This window comes from Nocardiopsis chromatogenes YIM 90109 (assembly GCF_000341185.1).
In the GTDB taxonomy this organism is placed as follows: Bacteria; Actinomycetota; Actinomycetes; order Streptosporangiales; family Streptosporangiaceae; genus Nocardiopsis_A; species Nocardiopsis_A chromatogenes.
In genome coordinates this window covers 1-19,242 of the sequence record NZ_ANBH01000076.1, presented here as the reverse complement: position 1 = coordinate 19,242, position 19,242 = coordinate 1, and the positions used below count along the sequence as shown (strand labels likewise).

Annotated in this window: 16 protein-coding genes; 6 read left to right on the top strand and 10 right to left on the bottom strand. The window is 74.7% G+C overall.

The annotated features are described in order from the left end of the window. Positions 1–78 precede the first annotated feature (78 nt). The 6 genes from rbfA to rimP form a co-directional block, all read right to left on the bottom strand. Positions 79–522 carry a 30S ribosome-binding factor RbfA gene (gene rbfA, locus D476_RS0107720; RefSeq protein ID WP_017623376.1) on the bottom strand — a complete coding sequence of 148 codons (444 nt, stop codon included), beginning with the start codon at positions 520–522 and terminating at the stop codon, positions 79–81. A 4-nt stretch (positions 523–526) separates the two neighbouring features. Beyond that, complete coding sequence (locus D476_RS0107715; protein ID WP_017623375.1) at positions 527–868, bottom strand: DUF503 domain-containing protein; 342 nt, start codon at positions 866–868, stop codon at positions 527–529. Positions 869–957: 89 nt separating this feature from the next. Next, a complete protein-coding gene (infB, locus tag D476_RS0107710) occupies positions 958–3,948 on the bottom strand; it encodes a translation initiation factor IF-2 (RefSeq protein WP_017623374.1) in 2,991 nt (996 codons plus the stop codon). Positions 3,949–4,160: 212 nt separating this feature from the next. Continuing rightward, positions 4,161–4,475 carry a YlxR family protein gene (locus D476_RS36115; RefSeq protein ID WP_083939435.1) on the bottom strand — a complete coding sequence of 105 codons (315 nt, stop codon included), beginning with the start codon at positions 4,473–4,475 and terminating at the stop codon, positions 4,161–4,163. Then, positions 4,459–5,526: a transcription termination factor NusA gene (gene nusA, locus D476_RS0107705; RefSeq protein WP_017623373.1), complete on the bottom strand. Its 1,068-nt coding sequence runs from the start codon at positions 5,524–5,526 to the stop codon at positions 4,459–4,461. Before nusA ends, D476_RS36115 begins: the two co-directional genes overlap by 17 nt. Before the next feature lie 24 nt (positions 5,527–5,550). Continuing rightward, positions 5,551–6,036 carry a ribosome maturation factor RimP gene (rimP, locus tag D476_RS0107700; RefSeq protein ID WP_017623372.1) on the bottom strand — a complete coding sequence of 162 codons (486 nt, stop codon included), beginning with the start codon at positions 6,034–6,036 and terminating at the stop codon, positions 5,551–5,553. Between the two features lie 299 nt (positions 6,037–6,335). On the opposite strand from rimP, the gene D476_RS0107695 reads away from it, so the two are divergent. Next, on the top strand, positions 6,336–6,851 hold the full coding sequence (locus tag D476_RS0107695; RefSeq protein WP_017623371.1) for a hypothetical protein: 516 nt from the start codon (positions 6,336–6,338) through the stop codon (positions 6,849–6,851). Beyond that, positions 6,848–7,330 carry a ferritin-like domain-containing protein gene (locus tag D476_RS0107690; protein WP_017623370.1) on the top strand — a complete coding sequence of 161 codons (483 nt, stop codon included), beginning with the start codon at positions 6,848–6,850 and terminating at the stop codon, positions 7,328–7,330. Before D476_RS0107695 ends, D476_RS0107690 begins: the two co-directional genes overlap by 4 nt. Positions 7,331–7,532: 202 nt before the next feature. Here the strand turns inward: D476_RS0107690 and D476_RS0107685 are convergent, their stop codons facing one another. Both D476_RS0107685 and D476_RS0107680 read right to left on the bottom strand, forming a co-directional pair. Beyond that, positions 7,533–9,281 carry a proline--tRNA ligase gene (locus D476_RS0107685; protein ID WP_017623369.1) on the bottom strand — a complete coding sequence of 583 codons (1,749 nt, stop codon included), beginning with the start codon at positions 9,279–9,281 and terminating at the stop codon, positions 7,533–7,535. A 174-nt stretch (positions 9,282–9,455) separates the two neighbouring features. Continuing rightward, positions 9,456–10,973 (bottom strand): endonuclease/exonuclease/phosphatase family protein, encoded by a 1,518-nt coding sequence (locus D476_RS0107680; RefSeq protein ID WP_017623368.1) that lies wholly within the window; start codon positions 10,971–10,973, stop codon positions 9,456–9,458. Positions 10,974–11,252: 279 nt separating this feature from the next. Here D476_RS0107680 and D476_RS0107675 point away from each other — a divergent pair, with 279 nt between their 5' ends. From D476_RS0107675 to D476_RS0107665, 3 genes are read left to right on the top strand one after another with little or no spacing between them, the layout of a single operon-like run. Further along, complete coding sequence (locus tag D476_RS0107675; RefSeq protein WP_017623367.1) at positions 11,253–12,323, top strand: LLM class flavin-dependent oxidoreductase; 1,071 nt, start codon at positions 11,253–11,255, stop codon at positions 12,321–12,323. Continuing rightward, complete coding sequence (locus D476_RS0107670) at positions 12,320–13,435, top strand: hypothetical protein (protein WP_026123333.1); 1,116 nt, start codon at positions 12,320–12,322, stop codon at positions 13,433–13,435. The genes D476_RS0107675 and D476_RS0107670 overlap by 4 nt, the downstream gene beginning before the upstream one ends. 30 nt (positions 13,436–13,465) lie before the next feature. Continuing rightward, positions 13,466–15,196: an AMP-binding protein gene (locus D476_RS0107665; RefSeq protein ID WP_083939434.1), complete on the top strand. Its 1,731-nt coding sequence runs from the start codon at positions 13,466–13,468 to the stop codon at positions 15,194–15,196. 643 nt (positions 15,197–15,839) lie between these two features. Here the strand turns inward: D476_RS0107665 and D476_RS0107660 are convergent. After that, positions 15,840–16,352: a Zn-ribbon domain-containing OB-fold protein gene (locus tag D476_RS0107660; RefSeq protein ID WP_017623364.1), complete on the bottom strand. Its 513-nt coding sequence runs from the start codon at positions 16,350–16,352 to the stop codon at positions 15,840–15,842. A gap of 50 nt (positions 16,353–16,402) precedes the next feature. Beyond that, positions 16,403–17,584, bottom strand: coding sequence for a thiolase C-terminal domain-containing protein (locus D476_RS0107655; RefSeq protein ID WP_017623363.1), 1,182 nt, complete (start codon positions 17,582–17,584; stop codon positions 16,403–16,405). 171 nt (positions 17,585–17,755) lie between these two features. Here D476_RS0107655 and D476_RS0107650 point away from each other — a divergent pair, with 171 nt between their 5' ends. Continuing rightward, a complete protein-coding gene (locus D476_RS0107650; protein ID WP_449289396.1) occupies positions 17,756–18,319 on the top strand; it encodes a flavin reductase family protein in 564 nt (187 codons plus the stop codon). The last annotated feature ends 923 nt before the right edge of the window (positions 18,320–19,242 follow it).

The following is a 19,242-nucleotide window of genomic DNA, read 5'->3' as shown; positions in this document are numbered from 1 at the left end:
GGGTGGTTCCTCGTCTGTCGGTGCGTCGGTGCACGGGTGCCCCGGGGCCGCACACGCCCCGGGGCACCGGCGCGTCGGCTACTCGGCCGATTCGGCCTCGTCCTCGCGCGGGGTCTTGTAGGGGTCGGCGTCCCCGGCCGGGCTGGCCCCCGCCGCGGCGCGGGCCACGTCGGCGTCGCTCTGCCGGGCCTGGGTCAGCAGGTCCTCGATGTGCTGGGCGTTGGCCTGCACCTCGTCGGCCTCGAAGGTGAGGCTGGGGGTGTGCCTGAGCCCGGTCTGGCGGCCCACCTCCGTGCGGATCACGCCCTTGGCGCTCTCCAGCGCAGCGGCCGTGCCGGCCTTCTCCTCGTCGCTGCCGAAGACGGTGTAGTACACCGTCGCGTCGCGCAGGTCGTTGGTGAGCCGCGCGTCGGTGACGGTGACGAACCCCAGGCGGGGGTCTTTGATCCGGCGCTCCAGCATCTCCGCGACGATCCGCTGGATGCGGTCGGCGAGCTTGCGGGCGCGTGCGGCGTCCACCATGGTCTCATTCCTCCTCTGGACCGAAGAGCCGCCGCCTCGCGGAGAGCAGCTCGATCTCTGGCCGTCCGGCCACCAGGCGCTCGCAGGTGTCGAGCACCTCGGTGCAGTGCGCGGCCGTGGAGGCCACGACGGCGATCCCGATCTCGGAGCGGCGGTACAGGTCCTGCTCCCCGGTCTCTGCGACCGAGACGGAGAAGCGCCGCTGGATCTCGGCCACGATGGGCCGGACCACCGACCGCTTCTGCTTCAGCGAGCGGACGTCGCCCAGCAGGATGTCCAGGGTCAGGGACCCGACGAAGGCGCCGCTCCGGGCGCGGTTCCTCGCGTTGCGCGATCTGGATGTCATCACATGCCACATGACGGAGTGGCGGGCCGTCGAGAGGGGGTGGGGACGGGGGCCGGGGCCCCGCCGGAGCGGGGCCCCGTACCGCCGCGTCAGTCGCGCGGCTTCTCGCGCATCTCGTAGACCTCGATCACGTCCTCCAGGCGGAGGTCGTTGTGGCCGAGGCCGATACCGCACTCGTAGCCCTCGCGGACCTCGGTGGCGTCGTCCTTGAACCGGCGCAGGGAGTCCACGGTGAGGTTGTCGGAGACGACCACCCCGTCGCGGACGAGCCGGGCCTTGGCGTTGCGCCGCACGATGCCGCTGCGGACGATCGAGCCGGCCACGTTGCCGATCTTGGGAACCTTGAAGATCTCGCGGATCTCCGCGGTACCCAGGGTCGCCTCCTCGTAGATCGGCTTGAGCAGGCCCTTGACTGCGGCCTCCACTTCCTCGATCGCCGAGTAGATGACCGAGTAGTAGCGGATGTCGACGCCCATGCGGTCGGCGAGCTGGCTGTTCTTGCCCTCCGGACGCACGTTGAAGCCGATGATGATCGCCTCCGACGTCGAGGCCAGGTTGATGTCGTTCTGCGTGATCGCACCGACACCGCGGCCCACGATACGGATGCCGACCTCGTCGCCGCCCGCGTCGATCTTGAGCAGCGCCTCCTCCAGGGCCTCCACGGAACCGGACATGTCGCCCTTGATGAGCAGGGGCAGCTCGGTGCGCTCCCCCTCCTCCAGGGTCTTCTGCCAGTTGTCCAGGGTGACCCTGCGGGTGGCCTTGGCCTGCTGGGCGAAGCGCTCGCGCGCCTCGCGCTGCTGGGCGATCTGCCGCGCCACCCGGTCGTCCTTGACGACCAGGAAGTTGTCGCCGGCGCTGGGCACGTTGGTCAGGCCCAGCACCTGCACCGGCCGGGACGGCTCGGCGCTCTCGACGTTGGCTCCGTTCTCGTCCAGCATGGCCCGCACGCGCCCGTAGGCGTCGCCGCAGACGATCGAGTCGCCCACGTTCAGCGTGCCGCGCTGCACCAGCACGGTGGCGGTGGAGCCGCGCCCGCGGTCGAGGTAGGCCTCGATCGCCAGGCCCTGGGCCTCCATGCCCGGGTTGGCCCGCAGGTCCAGCGCCGCGTCCGAGGTCAGCACGATCGACTCCAGCAGGGCGTCGATGTTCTCGCCCTTGAGGGCGGAGATGTCGACGAACTGCACGTCGCCGCCGAACTCCTCGGCGACCAGGCCGTACTCGGTGAGCTGGGCCCGGACGCGCTGCGGGTCGGCGCCCTCCACGTCGATCTTGTTCACCGCGACCACGACCGGGACCTCGGCCGCCTTGGCGTGGTCGATGGCCTCGGCCGTCTGCGGCTTGACGCCGTCGTCGGCCGCGACCACCAGCACCGCGATGTCGGTGGCCTGGGCGCCGCGGGCACGCATGGCGGTGAACGCCTCGTGGCCCGGGGTGTCGATGAAGGTGATCTTGCGCTCTTCGCCGTCCACCTCGGTGGCCACCTGGTAGGCGCCGATGTGCTGGGTGATGCCGCCGGCCTCGCCGCCGATCACGTTGCTGTTGCGCACCGTGTCCAGCAGCTTGGTCTTGCCGTGGTCGACGTGGCCCATGACGGTGACCACCGGCGGACGCGGACGCAGGTCCTCGTCGGTGCCGGTGTCCTCGCCGAACTCGATGGAGAAGGACTCCAGCAGCTCGCGGTCCTCGTCCTCCGGGCTGACGACCTCGACCCGGTACTTCAGCTCCTCGCCGAGGAGCTGCAGGGTCTCGTCCGGCAGCGACTGGGTGGCGGTGACCATCTCGCCCAAGTGCATCATGACCTGGACCAGCGACGCCGGGTTGACCTCGATCTTGTCCCCGAAGTCGGCGAGCGAGGCGCCGCGGGACAGACGGATGGTCTTGTTGTTGCCGCTGGGGATCTTCACGCCGCCGAAGGACGGGGCGCCCAGGTCGTTGAACTCCTGACGCCGCATCTTCTTCGACTTGCGGGAGCGCCCGCGCGGGCCGCCGGGACGCCCGAAGGCGCCCGCCGTGCCGCCGCGGCCGCGACCGCCGCCGCCCGGACGGCCACCGAAGCCGCCGGGGCGCGGGCCGCCGAAGCCGCCGCCGCCCGGACGCGGGGCACCGCCGCCGCCACCGCCGGGGCGCGGCGCACCGCCGCCACCGCCGCCGGGACGCCCGCGGCCGCCGCCGCCACCTCGGCCCGCACCCGCGGGCGGGGTGGGCCGGGAGGCCGGCATGTTCATCGGGCTGGGGCGCGGACCGCCGGGAGGCGGACCCGGCTTGGGACGCGGACCGCCCTGGCCGCCGCCACCGGGGCGCGGGGCCTGGGGACGCGGAGCGCCGCCCTGGCCGCCGCCCGGACGCGGGGCACCGCCCTGCCCGCCGCCGGGGCGGGGACCGCCCTGGCCGCCGGGACGCGGGGCCTGCGGACGCGCGCCGCCGCCCTGGCCGCCGCCGGGGCGCGGGCCGGGCTTGGCACCCTGGCCGCCGCCGCCCTGGCGCGGGCCGGGCTTGGCACCCATGCCGGTGGCCTGGGTCGAGAACGGGTTGTTGCCGGGGCGCGGGCCGGACTGGCGCGGACCCGGCTTGGGGCCGGGCTTGGGCGCGCCGCCGCCGCGCTCGCTCTTGGAGCCCGGCTTGGGGCCGGGCTTGGGGGCCGCCTGGCCGCCCTGGCCGTTCTGGCCGCCCTCACCGCTCTGCGCGGCGGCGGGCTTCGGGGCGGGCTTGGGGCCCGGCTTCGGGGCCTCGGCGCTCGGTGCGCCGGGCTTGGGGGCCTCGGCGCTCGGCGCACCGGGCTTGGGGCCGGGCTTGGGACCCGGCTTGGGGCCGGGCTTGGGGGCCGCGGGCTTGGCGGCCTCCCCCGGCGCGGATTCGCCGCGCGGACGCGGCTTGGACTCCGGCGCGGACGGCTTGGCGCCGCCCTTGGAACCTGCGGAGCCCGGCTTCAGCTCGTCGGTGAGCTTGCGCACGACCGGCGCCTCGATCGTCGAGGACGCCGAACGGACGAACTCTCCCAACTCCCGGAGCTTGGCCATGACGACCTTGCTCTCTACTCCGAGCTCCTTGGCGAGCTCGTACACCCGGACCTTCGCCACTGCTCTCCTCTACTCGGTCCGGGACATGCGCTGTGCCGGACCGTCGCTAGCTTGACGTACTCATCGCTGCGTACTCATCGAGCGCTCATCGCAATCTCGACCCGCTTCCTCGTCGTTACACAACAATGGGTCTGTGCGCCGGTGTCCCGGCATGGCAAGACCCGCCGACGCCTGTTCGGTACAACCGCGGTGCCGACGTGATCATTCCAACCCTATCCGGAACGGCCGCCCTCTCCAACGCGCGGACCGCCGGAGAAATAGGCGGCCGCACGCGAGGTGTCGAGCCGCCCGCGGGCCCGCAGGGCCCGCTGGAACGCTCCGCGCCGCTCCGCCGACGCCCAGCATGCGGGGTCGGGGTGGAGGTAGGCGCCCCGTCCCGGCGACCGCCGCTCGGGATCGGGGGTCACCAGGGCGCCGTCGGCCACCAGTCGTACCAGGTCGGACTGAGCCGCCCGAGACCGGCACCCCACGCAGGTGCGTACGGGGGGTCGCCGGCCGCTGCCCCCGATTCTAGCGCGCTCCGGCATCGTCCAGGCCGTCCTGTGGGCCCCCGGGCGCACCGGGACCGGTGTCGGTGCCGGCCCCGCCGGGCTCGTCCGGGAGCACGGCCACCGGTTCGTCGTCGCCCTGGGCGTCGGAGCGGATGTCGATCCGCCAGCCGGTGAGCCGGGCCGCCAGCCGGGCGTTCTGCCCCTCCTTGCCGATGGCCAGCGACTGCTGGTAGTCGGGCACGGTCACCCGGGCCACCTTGGCGGCGGCGTCGACGACCTCGACCCGGTCCACCCGGGCCGGGGACAGCGCGTTGCCCACGAACACGGCCGGGTCCTCGGAGTGGTCGACGATGTCGATCTTCTCGCCGTTGAGCTCGGCCATGACGTTGCGGACCCGGCTGCCCAGCGGGCCGATGCAGGCGCCCTTGGCGTTGACCCCGGGCTTGTTGGAGCGCACCGCCATCTTGGTGCGGTGCCCGGCCTCGCGGGCGATGGCGGCGATCTCCACGGTGCCGTCGGCGATCTCGGGGACCTCCAGCTCGAAGAGCTTGCGCACCAGGTTGGGGTGGGTGCGCGAGAGGGTCACCGAGGGGCCGCGGTGGCCCTTGCGGACCTGCACCACGTAGGCGCGCAGCCGCTCGCCGTGCCCGTAGTCCTCGCCGGGGACCTGCTCCTGCGGGGGCAGCACGGCCTCCACCCGGCCCAGGTCCACCAGCACGTTCCGCGGGTCCTTGCCCTGCTGGATGATGCCGGAGACCACCTCGTACTCGCGCCCGGCGTACTCGCCGAGCGTCAGCTCGTCCTCGGCGTCGCGCAGCCGCTGCAGGATGACCTGCTTGGCGGTGGAGGTCGCGATGCGCCCGAAGCCGGTGGGCGTGGCGTCGTACTCGCGGGCCTGCCCGGTCTCCTCGTCGGTCTCGGAGGCCCACACGGTGACGTGCCCGGTGGAGCGGTCCAGCTCGACCCGGGCGGAGGCCTCGGTCCCCTCCTGCCGGTGGTAGGCGATCAGCAGGGCGTCCTCGATCGCCTTGACGACCAGGTCCACCGAGATGTCCTTCTCGCGCTCCAAGCTGCGCAGGACGCTCATGTCGATATCCACGGGGCTCCCCCTCTAGTCCGCCGCGGCTTCGCCGTCGGCCGGGCGGCGGAATTCCACCTGGACCTTGCCCCGGTCGAGGTCGGCATAGCGGTACTCGGCCCGCTCGCCGTCCACGTCGAGCACCACGCCCTCGTCGCCGGCCTCCTCGACGCGCCCGGTGACCTCGCCGCCGTCGGCGAGGCGGGCCTGTACGAGGCGGCCGCGGGAGCGGCGCCAGTGCCGGGGAAGGGTCAGCGGCCGGTCCACACCGGGGGAGGTCACTTCCAGCACGTAAGGGGCGCTGCCCATCTCCTCGGACGCGTCCAGCGCGGCCGAGATGTCCTGGCTGACCGTACCGACCGCGTCCAGGTCGACGCCGTCGCCGGAGTCGACCACCACACGCAGCAGGCGCCGCTTGCCGGCCGGGGTGACCTCGACGGCCTCCAGCTCCAGCCCGGCCTCGGCCAGCACCGGTTCGAGCAGGGCGGCCAAGCGGTCCTGGCGAGCCTGCGCCCCCATCTGCGTTCCTCCTCGGGAATTCCGCCCGGTCCCGCGGTCGGGCGCCGGGGCGGTCCAGCTATACACGAAAATCGGCCGCACGTCGCTGCGAGTGCGGTTTGGCCTACAAGGGTATCCACAACCGCGGCCTCTCCAGGCAATCCGCGCGGTGCCCGGACCCCGCGGGTCCGCGGCCGGGCCCGCGGCGACGGCGGCGGAGCGCAGGCGGGAACGCCGCCACACCGCCGCTTCGCGCGGCCGCGCCCCCGGCTCATGGAAGGATTGGCGGGGCACTGCGACGACGGCGAAGGAGATCGGATTTGGGCGCGAGGCGCGGCACCGCCGGTACTTCCGTCACCCGCCGCACCGTGCTCGCCGCGGCGTTCACGGTCGCCGCGGCAGGCGGCTGCCAGGGGGCCCAGTGGTATCCGAGCGATATTGGGCCCGACGAGCGCGTGCTGCGCGGGGCCATCGCCGACAAGGAGCGGATCATCGCGCGCTACCGCGCGGCGCTGGGCGCCGACGAGGGCCCGGCGGACCTGCTGGAGACGTTCCTGGCCCACCATGAGGACCACCTGGCGACGCTGCGCGGGCGGCTGCCGGACACCGAGCGGCCCGCCCGCGAGGGGGCGCACGCCTCGCCGTCGCCGTCCCCCTCGCCGGTCGGCGCCGAACCGGTGGACGCGGCCGGGCTGCGTACGGCCGAGGAGGCGGCGGCCGACTCCCGGGCGCGCCAGTGCGGCGATGTCCGGGACCCGGCGCTGGTGCAGCTCCTCGCGTCGATCGGGGCCTGCGAGATCGGACACGCGCACATGCTCGGTGAGGAGGTCGGATGAGCGAGACGGCCGGGGCGTCGCCCTCGCAGGAGGCCACCGCGGAGGTGGAGGCGCTGCAGAAGGCGCTGCGCGCCGAGCACGCGGCGGTGTACGGATACGGGTTCATCGGGGCGCGCAGCCGGGGCGGCGAGCGCGACCGGGCCGCACGGCACCTGGACGCGCACCGGGCGCAGCGGGACACCGTGCGCGCGGAGCTGGTCGGGCTGGACGCGGTGCCCGCGCCTGCGGAGGCGGCCTACCCGCTGCCCGACTCCGACGGACGCGAGGAGCTGGCGGGGTTCGCGCGCCGGATGGAGGGCACCTCGTCCCAGGCGTACCTGGAGGTGGCGGGGGCCGCCGAGTCGGGGCCGCTGCGGGGGTTCGCGGCGGAGTCGCTGCAAGGGGCGACGGTGCGCGCGCTGGAGTGGGGCGGGGAGTTGGACACGTTCCCGGCCTACGCCACGGGCGACCCCGACGAGCCCAACGACGAGGACGAGTAGGGCTCGGCAGCCGCGGCGCGGGCCATGGCCTGCCGTGCGCTACCGACCCCGCGCCGCAGCGCCCTCCGGTCGTCGGCCTGCCCTCTGCCGGTGGGCGTCCATGATCGGCCCCGACGGCAGGGGGCGGCGTGCACGGCGAGGGCGCCGACCTCAGGGGCGGCGCCCTCGCGGCGGATGTCCCCGCCCGTCCTCCCGCTCGGCGCTACTCGGCGGCCACGGCGGCGACCGTGTCGGCCGCGCCGTCCAGGGCGATCTCCCGGCGGTCGCCGGTACGGCGGTCGCGCAGCTCCAGCACCCCGTCGGCCAGGCCCTTGCCGACGATGAGCGCCGTGGGCACGCCCAGCAGCTCGGCGTCGGTGAACTTCACGCCCGGGGAGACGCCCTTGCGGTCGTCGACGAGCACCCGCAGGCCGCGCTCCTCCAGCTCGGCGGCCAGGCGCAGGGCGACCTCGATCTGCTCGCCCTTTCCGGTGCCGACGACGTGCACGTCGGCGGGGGCGGCGGCGCGCGGCCACACGATGCCCTTGTCGTCGTGGGACTGCTCGACGACGGCGGCCACCACCCGGGAGACGCCGATGCCGTAGGAGCCCATGGTGACGCGCTTGGGCTTGCCGTCGGGGCCCAGCGCGTCCAGCTCGATGGCGTCGGTGTACTTGCGGCCGAGCTGGAAGACGTGGCCGATCTCGATGCCGCGGGCGGTGTAGAGGGTGCCGCGGCCGTCGGGGGCGGGGTCGCCGTCGCGGACCTCGGCCACGTCGAGCACGCCGTCGGGGGTGAAGTCGCGGCCGCAGACCAGGTCGACCACGTGGTGGTCGGGGCGGTCGGCGCCGGTGACCCAGCGGGTGCCCTCGACCACGCGCGGGTCGGCGTAGAAGCGCAGCTTGTTGTCGAGCAGGGCGTTCGGCCCGACGTAGCCCTTGACCAGGAAGGGGCGGGCGGCGAAGTCCTCCTCGTCGAGCAGGGCGACCTCGGCGGGCTCCAGGGCCGCCTCCAGGCGCTTGACGTCGACCTCGCGGTCGCCGGGAACGCCGATGCCGATGACCTCCCACTCGCTCGCCCCGGGCTCGCGGACCTTGACCAGGACGTTCTTGAGGGTGTCGGCGGCGGTGAAGGTGCGGCCGAGCCCGGCGCCGTTGAGGTGGTCGACCAGGGTCTCGATGGTGGGGGTGTCGGGCGTGTGGTGGGCCACCGCCTCGGGCAGCCCCTCCAGCGGACGGGCGGCGGGGGCGGCGATGCGCACCGCCTCGACGTTGGCGGCGTAGCCCGACTCGGTGCTGCGGACGAAGGTGTCCTCGCCGACGGGGGTCTCGGCCAGGAACTCCTCGGAGGCCGATCCGCCCATGGCGCCGGAGGTGGCCTGGACGATGACGTAGTCCAGGCCGAGGCGGTCGAAGATGCGGACGTAGGCGGCGCGGTGGCGCTCGTAGGACTCCTGCAGGCCCGCGTCGTCGATGTCGAAGGAGTAGGAGTCCTTCATGTGGAACTCGCGGCCGCGCAGCACCCCGGCGCGGGGGCGGGCCTCGTCCCGGAACTTCTCCTGGATCTGGTACAGCGTGACCGGGAAGTCCTTGTAGGAGGAGTACTCGCCCTTGACCAGGTGGGCGAAGACCTCCTCGTGGGTGGGGCCGAGGACGTAGTCGGCGCCCTTGCGGTCCTTGAGGGCGAAGAGGGTGTCGCCGTACTCGGTGGCCCGCCCGGTGGCCTCGTAGTAGTCGCGGGGCAGCAGGGCGGGCAGCAGCAGCTCCTGGCCGCCGATCGCGTCCATCTCCTCGCGCACGACCCGGGCCACGTTCTCCAGGACGATCTTGCCCAGGGGCATCCAGGAGTAGATGCCGGGGCCGGTCCGGCGGACGAACCCGCCGCGCACCAGGAGCTTGTGGCTCGGCACCTCGGCGTCCGCCGGGTCCTCACGCAGGGTGCGCAGGAACAGGGTCGACATCCGCAGCAGCACGGCCACTCCTCGGTGGTTGACGGTGCACACGCCGGTGCACGGAGAATCGGGTCGGTCTTCGGTAGGGAGGGGTCTCCAGGCTAGCGGCCCCGGTGGGCGGGTGCAGCCGGAAAAGGGGCGCCGCCCGCCCCTCGGGGGAGAGGGTGGGCGGGCGGCGCCGGGGGAGGCGAGGTGTCAGCCTCCCAGGGAGAAGGTCGTCATGACCGAGGCGTGGTCGGAGGTCCATTCATTGCCGGCGTGGTCGGGGTAGACCTTCGGCTCACCGGCCACCAGGGTCTGCGACTCCTCCACCGCGAGCGGTCCCGCGTAGTAGATGAAGTCGATGCGGTCCTGGGGCTCGTCGACCCCGGTGGCGCCGTTCCGCTTGGGGAACAGCGGCGACCAGGTGGTACCGGGGACGGCCGCCGGGTCGGGGTGGGCCTCGCGGAAGGAGTCGGTCAACCCGGCGTCGGTGGGCACGGTGGAGGCGGGCCAGGGCACGTCCGCGTAGCCGCAGTTCTTCTCGCGCAGCTCCTCGGTCCAGTCCAGGTGCGAGGGGGAGTTGAAGTCGCCCATGAGCAGGACCGGGTCCTCGTCGGCGGCGGCCAGGTCCTCCTGCATGGCCTCGACGGTGTCGGTGATCTGCGGGGTGCGGCCGGACTCGGCCTCGCGCTCCAGGATGCGGTCGACGCCCATGCCCGAGTCGCAGGCGTCGTAGGGGCCGTAGGGGGTGTAGCCCAGGTGCACGTCCCAGACGGCGACCTCGGAGTCGGTGCCGTCCAGGGCGATCTTGACGCTCCCGGAGGCGTTGACGGTGCCGCGCTCCTCGGTGATCGGGTAGCGGCTGATCACGCCGAGGCTGCCGGAGGTCTGCCAGTGGTCCCAGCCCAGGGCCTCGGCGAGGCGCTCGGCGGCCTCGCCCTCGGTCTCCTGCATGCCGACGATGTCGGCGTCGGACTCGATGAGGTACCGCAGCTGCTTCTCGTGGTAGCCGTCGACCTGCGTGCCCGCGTGCCAGGTGTTGAAGCTCATCACGTTGAGCTCGCCGACCAGGTCCTGCTTCTTCTTGCGGACCGGGACGGTGGCGGTGATGGTGGCCGTGGAGCCGTCGGCGCCGGTGGCCTCGATCTCGACCTCGGCGTCCTTGTTGCCGTTGGGCGTGCCGGTGACGGTGCCGTCCTCGGCGACCCGGACCCAGGCGCGGCCGCCGGTCTTGCGGAAGGTGACGCCGTCTCCCCCGCCGGAGGCCAGGCCGCCGACCGAGGCCTCGTAGGCCTCGCCCTTGCGGGCGTTGCGCAGGGTGATCCCGTCGGTGGGGAAGGAGACGGGGCGGTCGTCGGTCACGGTGAAGTCGACCGGGTCGGCCAGCCAGGCGTAGCCGTCCTCGGCGAGCAGGTAGGCGGTGTAGTCGCCCGCGCGCAGCCCGGAGGTGTCGACGGTGGCCTCCCCCTCGGCGTCGGGGGCGTAGACCCAGGCCAGGGAGGGGGCGGTGTACTCCTGGTCGACCGGCCCCTCGCCGCCGCGGTAGACCCCGATCCAGTTGGTGCCGTCGGGTTCGTCGGTGCCGTAGGCGAACCGGGCCTGCTCTCCGACGGCCACCGGTCCGGCCAGGGCGAGGGTCCCCGCCTCGGCCTGCGCCGGGGCGGCGACCCCGGCCAGGACGGCGGCGGCCGCCGCGGCGGACGCGAACGCGCGTCTCCACCAGCCTCGCATCTCTCCTCCGTTCTCACTGCGCATGCGCAGGTCGCACACGTTGACGGCGCACGACGATCGCACAGCGCACGGCACCCGAACCTCGGGTAACGGTTCGGAGAAGGCCTCGCCGTTCCCGTTCGGGGCCCGGTGAAGCGCCAGCGGAGCGCGTGGGCCCGGCGAAACATCGCCGCCGCGCCCGCCCGGCGGCGGCCGGGTGATTCGTTGTGGGCTCGTCACCCCGCTGATACACTACCAAGCGTTCGCTTGGTTTTTGTCGGCACCGACCCCGGAGGCGCCATGGCGTCCCTGCGCATCAGCCTGGGATACGAGGTGGAGGTCCGCGGCCGCACCCGCGAAGTGGAGCGGCGCGCCTTCGAGAACACCCTGGCCCAGGCCGAACTCGCCGACGAGCTGGGCTATGAGGCCGCCTGGCTCGTCGAGCACCACTTCACCCGCGGCTTCTCCCACTCCTCGGCCCCCGACCTGGTCCTGGCCGCCATCTCCCAGCGCACCCGGAACCTGCGCCTGGGGCTGGGGGTGGTGCTGCTGCCCTTCCAGCCGCCGGTGCGCACCGCCGAGCGGGTCGCCACCCTGGACGTGCTCTCCGGCGGCCGGGTGGAGTTCGGCACCGGGCGCGGCGCCTCCCCGCTGGAGTACCAGGCCTTCCAGCGCCCGTTCGAGCAGTCGCGGCGGATCTGGGAGGAGTCCCTGGACGCCGTGCTGGAGATCTGGCGCGCCGACGGCGAACCCGTCACCCTGGACAGCCCCTACTTCCAGGTGCCCGGGGTGTCGGTGCTGCCCCGGCCGGTGCAGGACCCGCACCCGCCGGTGTGGGTCGCCTCCACCAGCCTGGAGGGCTACCTCGCGGCCGCCCGGCGCGGGCACAACCTGCTCGGCATGACCATGCTCAAGGGGCTGGACGACGTGGCCGAGGACATCGCCGCCTACCGGAGCCGACTGGCCGAGAGCGGGTTCGACCCGGACAGCCGCCGGGTGGCGCTGATGGTGCCCTGGCATGTGGCCCCCACCCGGGACGAGGCGCTGGAGACCGCCGCCGACGCGGTCCTCTGGTACATCCGCCGCCAGGTCAACCTGGTGACCCCGCCGGGCTACTACGACGCCCGGCACGCCACCCACCGGGTGCTCGGGCAGCTCGCCGCGGGCATGCCGCCCGAGGAGGCGCTGGAGGTGCTGCGCGAACAGCACATGGTGGTGATCGACGACGCGGCCGGGTCGCGCGAGGCCCTGCGGCGCATCGCCGACGCGGGCGCCACCGACCTGCTGCTGCAGGCGCAGGTGGGCGGGCTGGCCCACGAGCACGTGTGCAACTGCCTGAAGCTGTTCCGCCAGGAGGTGGCGCCGTGGTGAGCGGGCGGGAATGGGTGCGGGCCGACCTCCCCGGCCCGGGGACGGCCCCCGATCCGGAGGGCGATCTGCTGCTGCTCGGGCCGGACGGCGCGCCCGGCGCCGCGCTGGGGCGGGAGAACCGGGTGCTCGCCGCCGAGCTGGGCGGCCGCCTGCTGCGGAGGGCCGGCCTGGCACGGGGCGACCGCGTGGCGGTGGCGCTCAGCGCCGAGGGCGACCAGTCCGGCACCCTCGTGGCCGAGGCCGCCACCGCCGCCGAGGCCCGGGCCGCGGTGGTCGGGCCGCGCGGGCGGATGCGGCTGCACGCGGCACTGGAGGCGATGCGGGCCACGGCGCTGGTGGCCACCCCGTGCGGGGCGGCCGACCTGCTGGCCCGGCTGCACATGGAGTTCCAGGCCGACCCGCTGGACCTGGGGCTGCGGCGGATCCTGCTGGCCGGGGAGGTCGCCCCGGACACGCTGCGGCGGCGCCTGGCCGCCGAGTTCGGGGCCGAGGTCGGCGACCTGTTCATCGACCCGCTGCTGCAGGTGCCCGTGGCCCACCGGCCGTTCGGGGCCGAGGGCGCCGAGGGGTTCGAGCCCGCGCGCCCCGGGATGATCGGGCTGGCACCGCTGGACGCCGACACCCTGGACGAACCCCCCTACCCGGCCGGGACCGCGGAGGTCGTGACGGTGCCCGACTGGCACCCGGCGCTGCGCGGGACGGTGGTGCGCACCGGCTTCACCGCCGCGCCCGCCGCCGGGGCGGCCGCGGTTCCCGCCCCCTCCGGGACCGTCGGCGAGCGCGTCCTGGTCCGGGGGCGGTGGCTGTCGCTGCCGCGCCTGGAGCGCGAACTGGCGCGGATCGACGGGATCGGCGCCTGGGAGCTGCGGGTGTCCCGGCCCGGGACGCTCGACCTGGCCGAGCTGCGCGTGGCCTTCGCCCGCGCCTCCCTCATCGGCGACCGCATGTGGACGGCGCGCATTGATCAGGCGCTGGCGTCGTTCTCCCCCGTGCGGATCGCGGTGGCGGTGGAGGAGGAGGCGCGGGACGAGGGCGGCGCGGGTCGGCTCACCGACGAACGCGGGCACCACCTGGCGCGCGAACGGGGCGGCGCGCGGGCCCGCGCCGGCTGACACCGCCCCGCGGCATGCGAGGAGGCCCCCATGGCCCAGCCCCCCGAACCCCCTGTCCCTCCCCACTCCCCCGCATCCCCCGTGTCGGCTCCCGCCCCCGGCCCCACCGCCTTCCCGCCCCTGCCCGAGGGGTGGACGACCCTGCCGCGCATGCTGCGCGACCGGGCGCGCCGCACCCCCGGGTCGGTGCTGCTGGCCTCCGGCGGCGACCACCTGACCGCCGCGGACCTGGCGGCGCGGGCGCGGCGGATCGGCCGGGCGCTGATCGCCTCCGGTGTGCGGCCGGGTGACCGGGTGGCGCTGATGGCGCCCAACTCCCCCGCCTGGGGCGCGGCCGCGTTCGGGGTGTGGGAGGCGGGGGCGGTGCTGGTGCCGCTGTCGACCCGCTACAAGGGACTGGAGGCGGGTGGGCTGCTGCACCGCACGGGGGCGCGGCTGCTGATGTGCACGGAACGGTTCCGGGAGACGTCGTCGACCGGGCTCATCGGCCGGGCCGAAGGGGGGCCGGAGGACGGGCGCCCCTTCGCCGGGCTGCCGGAACTGGCCGAGGCCGTGCTGCTGGACGTCAGCCCTGGCGCCCCGGAGGCGCAGCGCGAGGGCGCGATGGCCTTGGCGGCGTTTCTGGACCGGGCCGAGTCGGTCCCCGAGGCGGCGGCCGAGGAGCGCGCGCTGGGGGTGGACGGCGGCGACCTCGCCGAGGTGCTGGCGACCTCGGGGACCACGGGCGCGCCCAAGGGGGTGATGATCCCGCACCGGCAGCTGTTGCGCGGGTACTGGGACTGGGCCTCGGTGGTGGGGCTGGGCGAGGAGGACCGCTACCCGGTCATCGCGCCGTTCTCGCACGGGTTCGGGGTGAACGCGGGGCTGCTGGCGGGGGTGATGCGCGGGGCGCGGCTGCTGCCGCAGGCCGTCTTCGACCCCGGCGGGCTGGCCGGGCTCATCGCCGATGAGGGGGCGACGGTGCTGGCGGGGCCGCCGACCCTGTTCCAGGGGCTGCTGGCGCGTCGGGCCGCCGGGGAGCGGTTCCCGGCGCTGCGGGTGGGCATCTGCGGGGCCGCGTCGGTACCGCCGGAGCTGGTGCGGCGCCTCCTGGACGAGGGCGTGGTGCGGCGGATGGTCAACGCCTACGGGCTGATCGAGGGGACGGTGGTCTCCATGACCCGGGAGGGCGACCCGGTGGAGGTGGTGGCCGGGTCCGCCGGGCGCCCGATGCCGGGGGTGCGGGTCGAGGTGGTGGACGGGAAGGGCGAGCCGCTGCCGCCGGGAGCTCGCGGGGAGATCCTGGTCGGCGGGTTCGGGGTGATGGACGGCTACTGGGGGGACCCGGAGCGCACGGCCGAGGCGATCGACGGGCGGGGACGGCTGCGCACCGGGGACGTGGGGGTGCTGAGCGAGCGGGGGGACCTGTCGGTGGTGGACCGGAAGAAGGACGTGTTCACCGTGGGCGGGTTCAGCGCGTACCCGGCGGAGATCGAGGCGCTGCTGGCGCGGTGCCCGCTGGTGGCGGGGGCGGCGGTGGTGCCGGTGCCCGACACGCGGCTGGGCGAGGTGGGGTGCGCGTTCGTGGTGCCCGCGAAGGGCGGCACGGGCGCCTCCGCCGCGGACCTCGCGTCCCGGGTCATCGCCTGGTCCAGGGAGAACATGGCGAACTACAAGGTGCCGCGGAGGGTGGTGGCCGTGGAGTCGCTGCCGGTCAACGCGAACGGCAAGACGGACAAGGCGGCTCTGGGGCGGCGCCTGGCCGAAGAGCGGGAGGATTGACGGCTCCCCTGCCTGAAGGGCGGGGGAACTCCAGCCTCCATGGCGTGCGCGGGGATTCACGGCTCAGGCAGCCGCCCGGGCCGGCGGCCCGGGCGGACTTCCGCCCTCGACACCGTCCGGGGCCCAACCCGCCCGGACCAGCATCACACGCGCGGATTTCTTGCCCCTGGGGGACACGGCCCCGCACGCGGTGCAGGCATAGGTCCTCTCGGAAAGGGGGAGTGCGTGCTTGGTTCTCGGTCCGCACTTCTCGCCGGCCTCGTGCGCCGCCTTGGAGGCGGCGACGCACTGGTTCACACCCACCGGCAGCGCCCCACTCCTTGAGCAGGGAGCGCCGTGCGGTGTTCGACAGGCGCAGACGGTAGGTGTACCGGGCGTGCCCGGCGCCTTCCCCCGCCTTCGCCTGCATCTCCATGGCCGACGACCTGACGGGCAGGTACGACATCCACGGGACCGGCGGGATCCGGCACCGGACCGCCCGGCGGTTCGGCGCCCACCGTCCCGCTACGCGGGGAGCCGGATTCCTCCCCGCCCTGAAGGACGGAGCTTCCTCCGGGAGGACCGGTGAACGGGACGGCCCGGCGGGCACCGGCGGCGGAACACGTGTGGGGCCGCCGCCGGGAGTACCCGGCCGCACCCGTCCTCACTCGCGCAGGCGCCAGTCGACGACCCTGGTGAACGCGCCGCCGCCGGTCGGCCCTCCGTCGGCCGGGTCCGGGCCCACGTCGGTGAAGACCGCCTCGACCGGCCGGCCCCGCCGCAGGCCGTCGGGGTCGGCGCCGACCAGGCAGCCCCAGCAGTACAGCGCCGGGCCGTCGTCCAAGGCCACCCGCAGCACCGTGTAGGGGGCCTCGAACGCCGGGTGGAAGGTGCGGCGGGTGACGGTCCACCCGTCGACCGTCCCGGTGCCGGTGCCCTCGCGCCACTCCCATTCCAGGGACAGGCACACGGCGCACACCTCCCGCGCGGGGAAGCGCGGGGTCCGGCAGTCGGCGCAGTACTGGACGAGGAAGCGCCCCTCCCCGACCGCCTCCCACCAGTAGGCCGAGTCGCGGTCCGCGCCGGGGCGGGGGCGCGGCGCCGCGGCCCCGTGTCCGCCCGGCCGCCGACCGCCCTGTTCGGGGACGTCCTGCCGAAGGCTCTGCGTTGCGTTCATCGGTCACCTCCGCGGTGTGCTTCGTCGGGGCGTACCGCCCGGGTGGGCGGTCACCGCCCCGCGGTCAGCAGGAGGGCTGACGTGCCCGCCAGGATGTGGCCCGGCTGCCCGGTGGAGAGGGCCACCTCGGCACCGTCGACCTGGCGGGGGCCCGCGTCGCCGCGGAGCTGCCCGACCGCCTCGGCGACGTGGTTGATACCGTGCACGTACCCCTCGGACAGGAATCCCCCGTGCGTGTTCACCGGCAGCTCTCCCCCGATTCCCAGGGCCTCCGAGGCGGCGAAGGGGCCGCCTTCGCCTTTCCGGCAGAAGCCGTAGTCCTCCAGTTGCACGACCACCGTCCAGGTGAAGCAGTCGTAGAGTTCCGCGACGTCGACGTCGTCGGGGCCCAGGCCCGCCATGGCGTACAGGCGCGGGGCCAGGCGCGCGGCGGACGAGGTGGTCAGGTCGTCCCCCAGGCCGCCGGGAGCGGGCGGGGAGTAGGTCGAGTGGCCTCCGGCCCAGGCCGCGGCGGCGATGTCCACGGGCGGCCTGCGCAGGTCGCGGGCGCGTTCGGCGGAGGTGGCGACCAGGGCGCAGGCGCCGTCGGTCTCCAGGCAGCAGTCCAGCAGGCGGAACGGTTCGGAGATCCAGGGCGAGGCGAGGTAGTCGTCGAGGGTGATGGGGTCGCGCTTGAGCGCGCGCGGGTTGGCGGCGGCGTGGGCGCGCTGGCGGACGGCGATCGCCCCGAGGTGCTCGTGGGTGGTGCCGTAGGCCTGCATGTGGGCGCGGGCGGGGACGGCGTAGTGCTGGACGGGGGCGAGGAGTCCGTACGGGGCCTGGTACTGCAGGTCGAACGCGCCCGCGGGGGCGCGGCCCTGCCCGCCCATGCGGAACTCCGAACGCGCATTGATGGCGCGGTAGCAGACGACGACGTCGGCGACGCCCGCGGCGACGGCCAGGGCGGCCTGGCCGATGACGGCGTGCGAGACCCCGCCACCGCCGAACTGGTCGAGGTGCCAGGCGGGGTCGGTGATCCCGAGCGCGGGGCCCACGACCCACGGGGGGCTGGAGTCGCCGACCCGGTGGGTGGCGATACCGTCGACGTCGCCGACGCCCAGCCCCGCGTCGTCGAGGGCGGCGAGGATCGCACGGCAGGCGAGGGCGGTGGTGCTGACGCCGGAGTCGCGGCTGAGCGGGGTGGCGCCCACCCCGGCCAGCGCGGCCGCTCCGCTCAGTCCCGTTCCCGCCACCGCCGCCTCCCCGGTCCGCTCGCCTCCGAGTCAAGACCGAGCAAACGCTTGGTGTCAAGAGGTCGACGGCGACGGGTGACGGGGCGGGCCGCGGCGGGTACGATGGAAACCAAGCAAGCGCTTGGGAGAGAACGAGGGGGCAACCCCGGCCGAGCACAGGAGGGCAGGCCCGTGTCAGGAGACCGAGGGGGCGCGCACCGCGCCGTGGCCGAGGCGCCCCGAACCCGCGGGAACGGGGCCCACCCCGCAACGGCCCCCTTCGGCACCCGGGAGTTCCGGGACGCCCTGGGCCGCTTCCCCACCGGGGTGGTGGCGGTGGCGGCACGCGACCCGCGCACGGGCCGTCCGGCGGGGCTGGCGGCCAACTCCTTCACCTCGGTGTCCCTGGACCCGCCGCTGGTGGGGTTCTGCGTGGGCCGGACGAGCACCAGCTGGCCGGGGCTGCGCTCGGCGCACCGCCTGGCGGTGAGCATCCTGGGCGCCGACCAGGAGGAGGCGTCCCGGCGCATGGCCTCAAGAGGCGGCGACAAGTTCTCCGGCGTCGCCTGGCACGAGTCCCCCTCCGGGGCCCCGGTGATCGAGGGTTCGCAGGCGTGGCTGGAATGCGAGGTGGAGGCCGAACACCCGGCGGGAGACCACCTCATCGTGGTGGCACGCGTCCACCACCTCTCCGACCAGGGCGGAACCGCGCCTCTGCTGTACTACCGGGGCGAGTACCGAGCCCTAGAGCAGTAGGCGGGCGGGGTCCCCGCCCCTGCCGTCACCCCCGGGCGACCAGCGGAGTCGGCGCCGACAGGAACCCCACTGACACCCGAGGCCGGACACGCGGCCTCCGGCAGTACGAGGTCGAAGCAGCGACGAGGAGAGGTCGGCGACCCCCGGCAGCACTGTCGGTTGTAGCGCGTGTGCGCGGTCGCCGTGATAGGCGGCGACGGAGTGAGCAGGGTGGTTCCCGGCTCTAAGCGGGGCGGATCCCCGGCCCTACTTGCCGGGTGGCGGGTTCCTCGTGGTCCAGGTGGGAGGTGGAGCGGGTGCCCCACTCACCGGCCGGCCGGGCGGCGGGCCATCGGAGCGCAAGAAAGAATGCGGCGACGACGGAGGGCGGCGATCCTTCCGACAGCGTTGTCGGCCGTGCGGCGTGTGCGTGGCCACCGGAGAGGGCGGCGACGGCACAAGCGGGGCGGTTCCCCGGCCCCGCCCGCCGTCCGCCGGGCCCCTGGTGATCCGGGAGGCGGCGCGGTGGGGTGGGCGGGTGGTCGTCCGCGTTCGTGGCGGCCGCCGGGCCGGTGCGCCCTTTCCCGCGATGATCTCGGGGATGCCGGCCCTACCGGCGATGATCTCGACGTGGGTGCTGTCATTCCGGCGGTTGTGACAGCACCCTTGTCGAGATCATCGCGGAGGGGCCCGCCGGTGTGGGGCATATCAGGCACAACGGGCGCGCGGGGCGGGGGCTCCGGTGATCCCGGGCGGTGGGATCGCCGCCCGGCCGCCCCGGACGCGGCGGTTCCGCGACGCAGGACGCCCCCGGTGTGCGCATGGGGCCCGGAAGGCGGGTTCCGGCCCCGCCGCTACCGGCCCGGTACCCGCTTCGCCCGGTTCCCCGGCCGCCGGGGCGCCTCCCGGGCGCTGTCCGACGGCCGGGGCGGCCGCGCGGGCGG

Coding starts and splice junctions, on each gene's coding strand:
- rbfA (WP_017623376.1), bottom strand. CDS start 522: ATGGTGGACGCCGCACGCGCCCGCAAGCTCGCCGACCGCATCCAGCGG.
- D476_RS0107665 (WP_083939434.1), top strand. CDS start 13,466: ATGGCCCAGCCCCCCGAACCCCCTGTCCCTCCCCACTCCCCCGCATCC.
- D476_RS0107680 (WP_017623368.1), bottom strand. CDS start 10,973: ATGCGAGGCTGGTGGAGACGCGCGTTCGCGTCCGCCGCGGCGGCCGCC.
- nusA (WP_017623373.1), bottom strand. CDS start 5,526: ATGAGCGTCCTGCGCAGCTTGGAGCGCGAGAAGGACATCTCGGTGGAC.
- D476_RS0107715 (WP_017623375.1), bottom strand. CDS start 868: ATGACATCCAGATCGCGCAACGCGAGGAACCGCGCCCGGAGCGGCGCC.
- D476_RS0107660 (WP_017623364.1), bottom strand. CDS start 16,352: ATGAACGCAACGCAGAGCCTTCGGCAGGACGTCCCCGAACAGGGCGGT.
- D476_RS0107690 (WP_017623370.1), top strand. CDS start 6,848: ATGAGCGAGACGGCCGGGGCGTCGCCCTCGCAGGAGGCCACCGCGGAG.
- rimP (WP_017623372.1), bottom strand. CDS start 6,036: ATGGGGGCGCAGGCTCGCCAGGACCGCTTGGCCGCCCTGCTCGAACCG.
- D476_RS36115 (WP_083939435.1), bottom strand. CDS start 4,475: ATGCCGGAGCGCGCTAGAATCGGGGGCAGCGGCCGGCGACCCCCCGTA.
- D476_RS0107675 (WP_017623367.1), top strand. CDS start 11,253: ATGGCGTCCCTGCGCATCAGCCTGGGATACGAGGTGGAGGTCCGCGGC.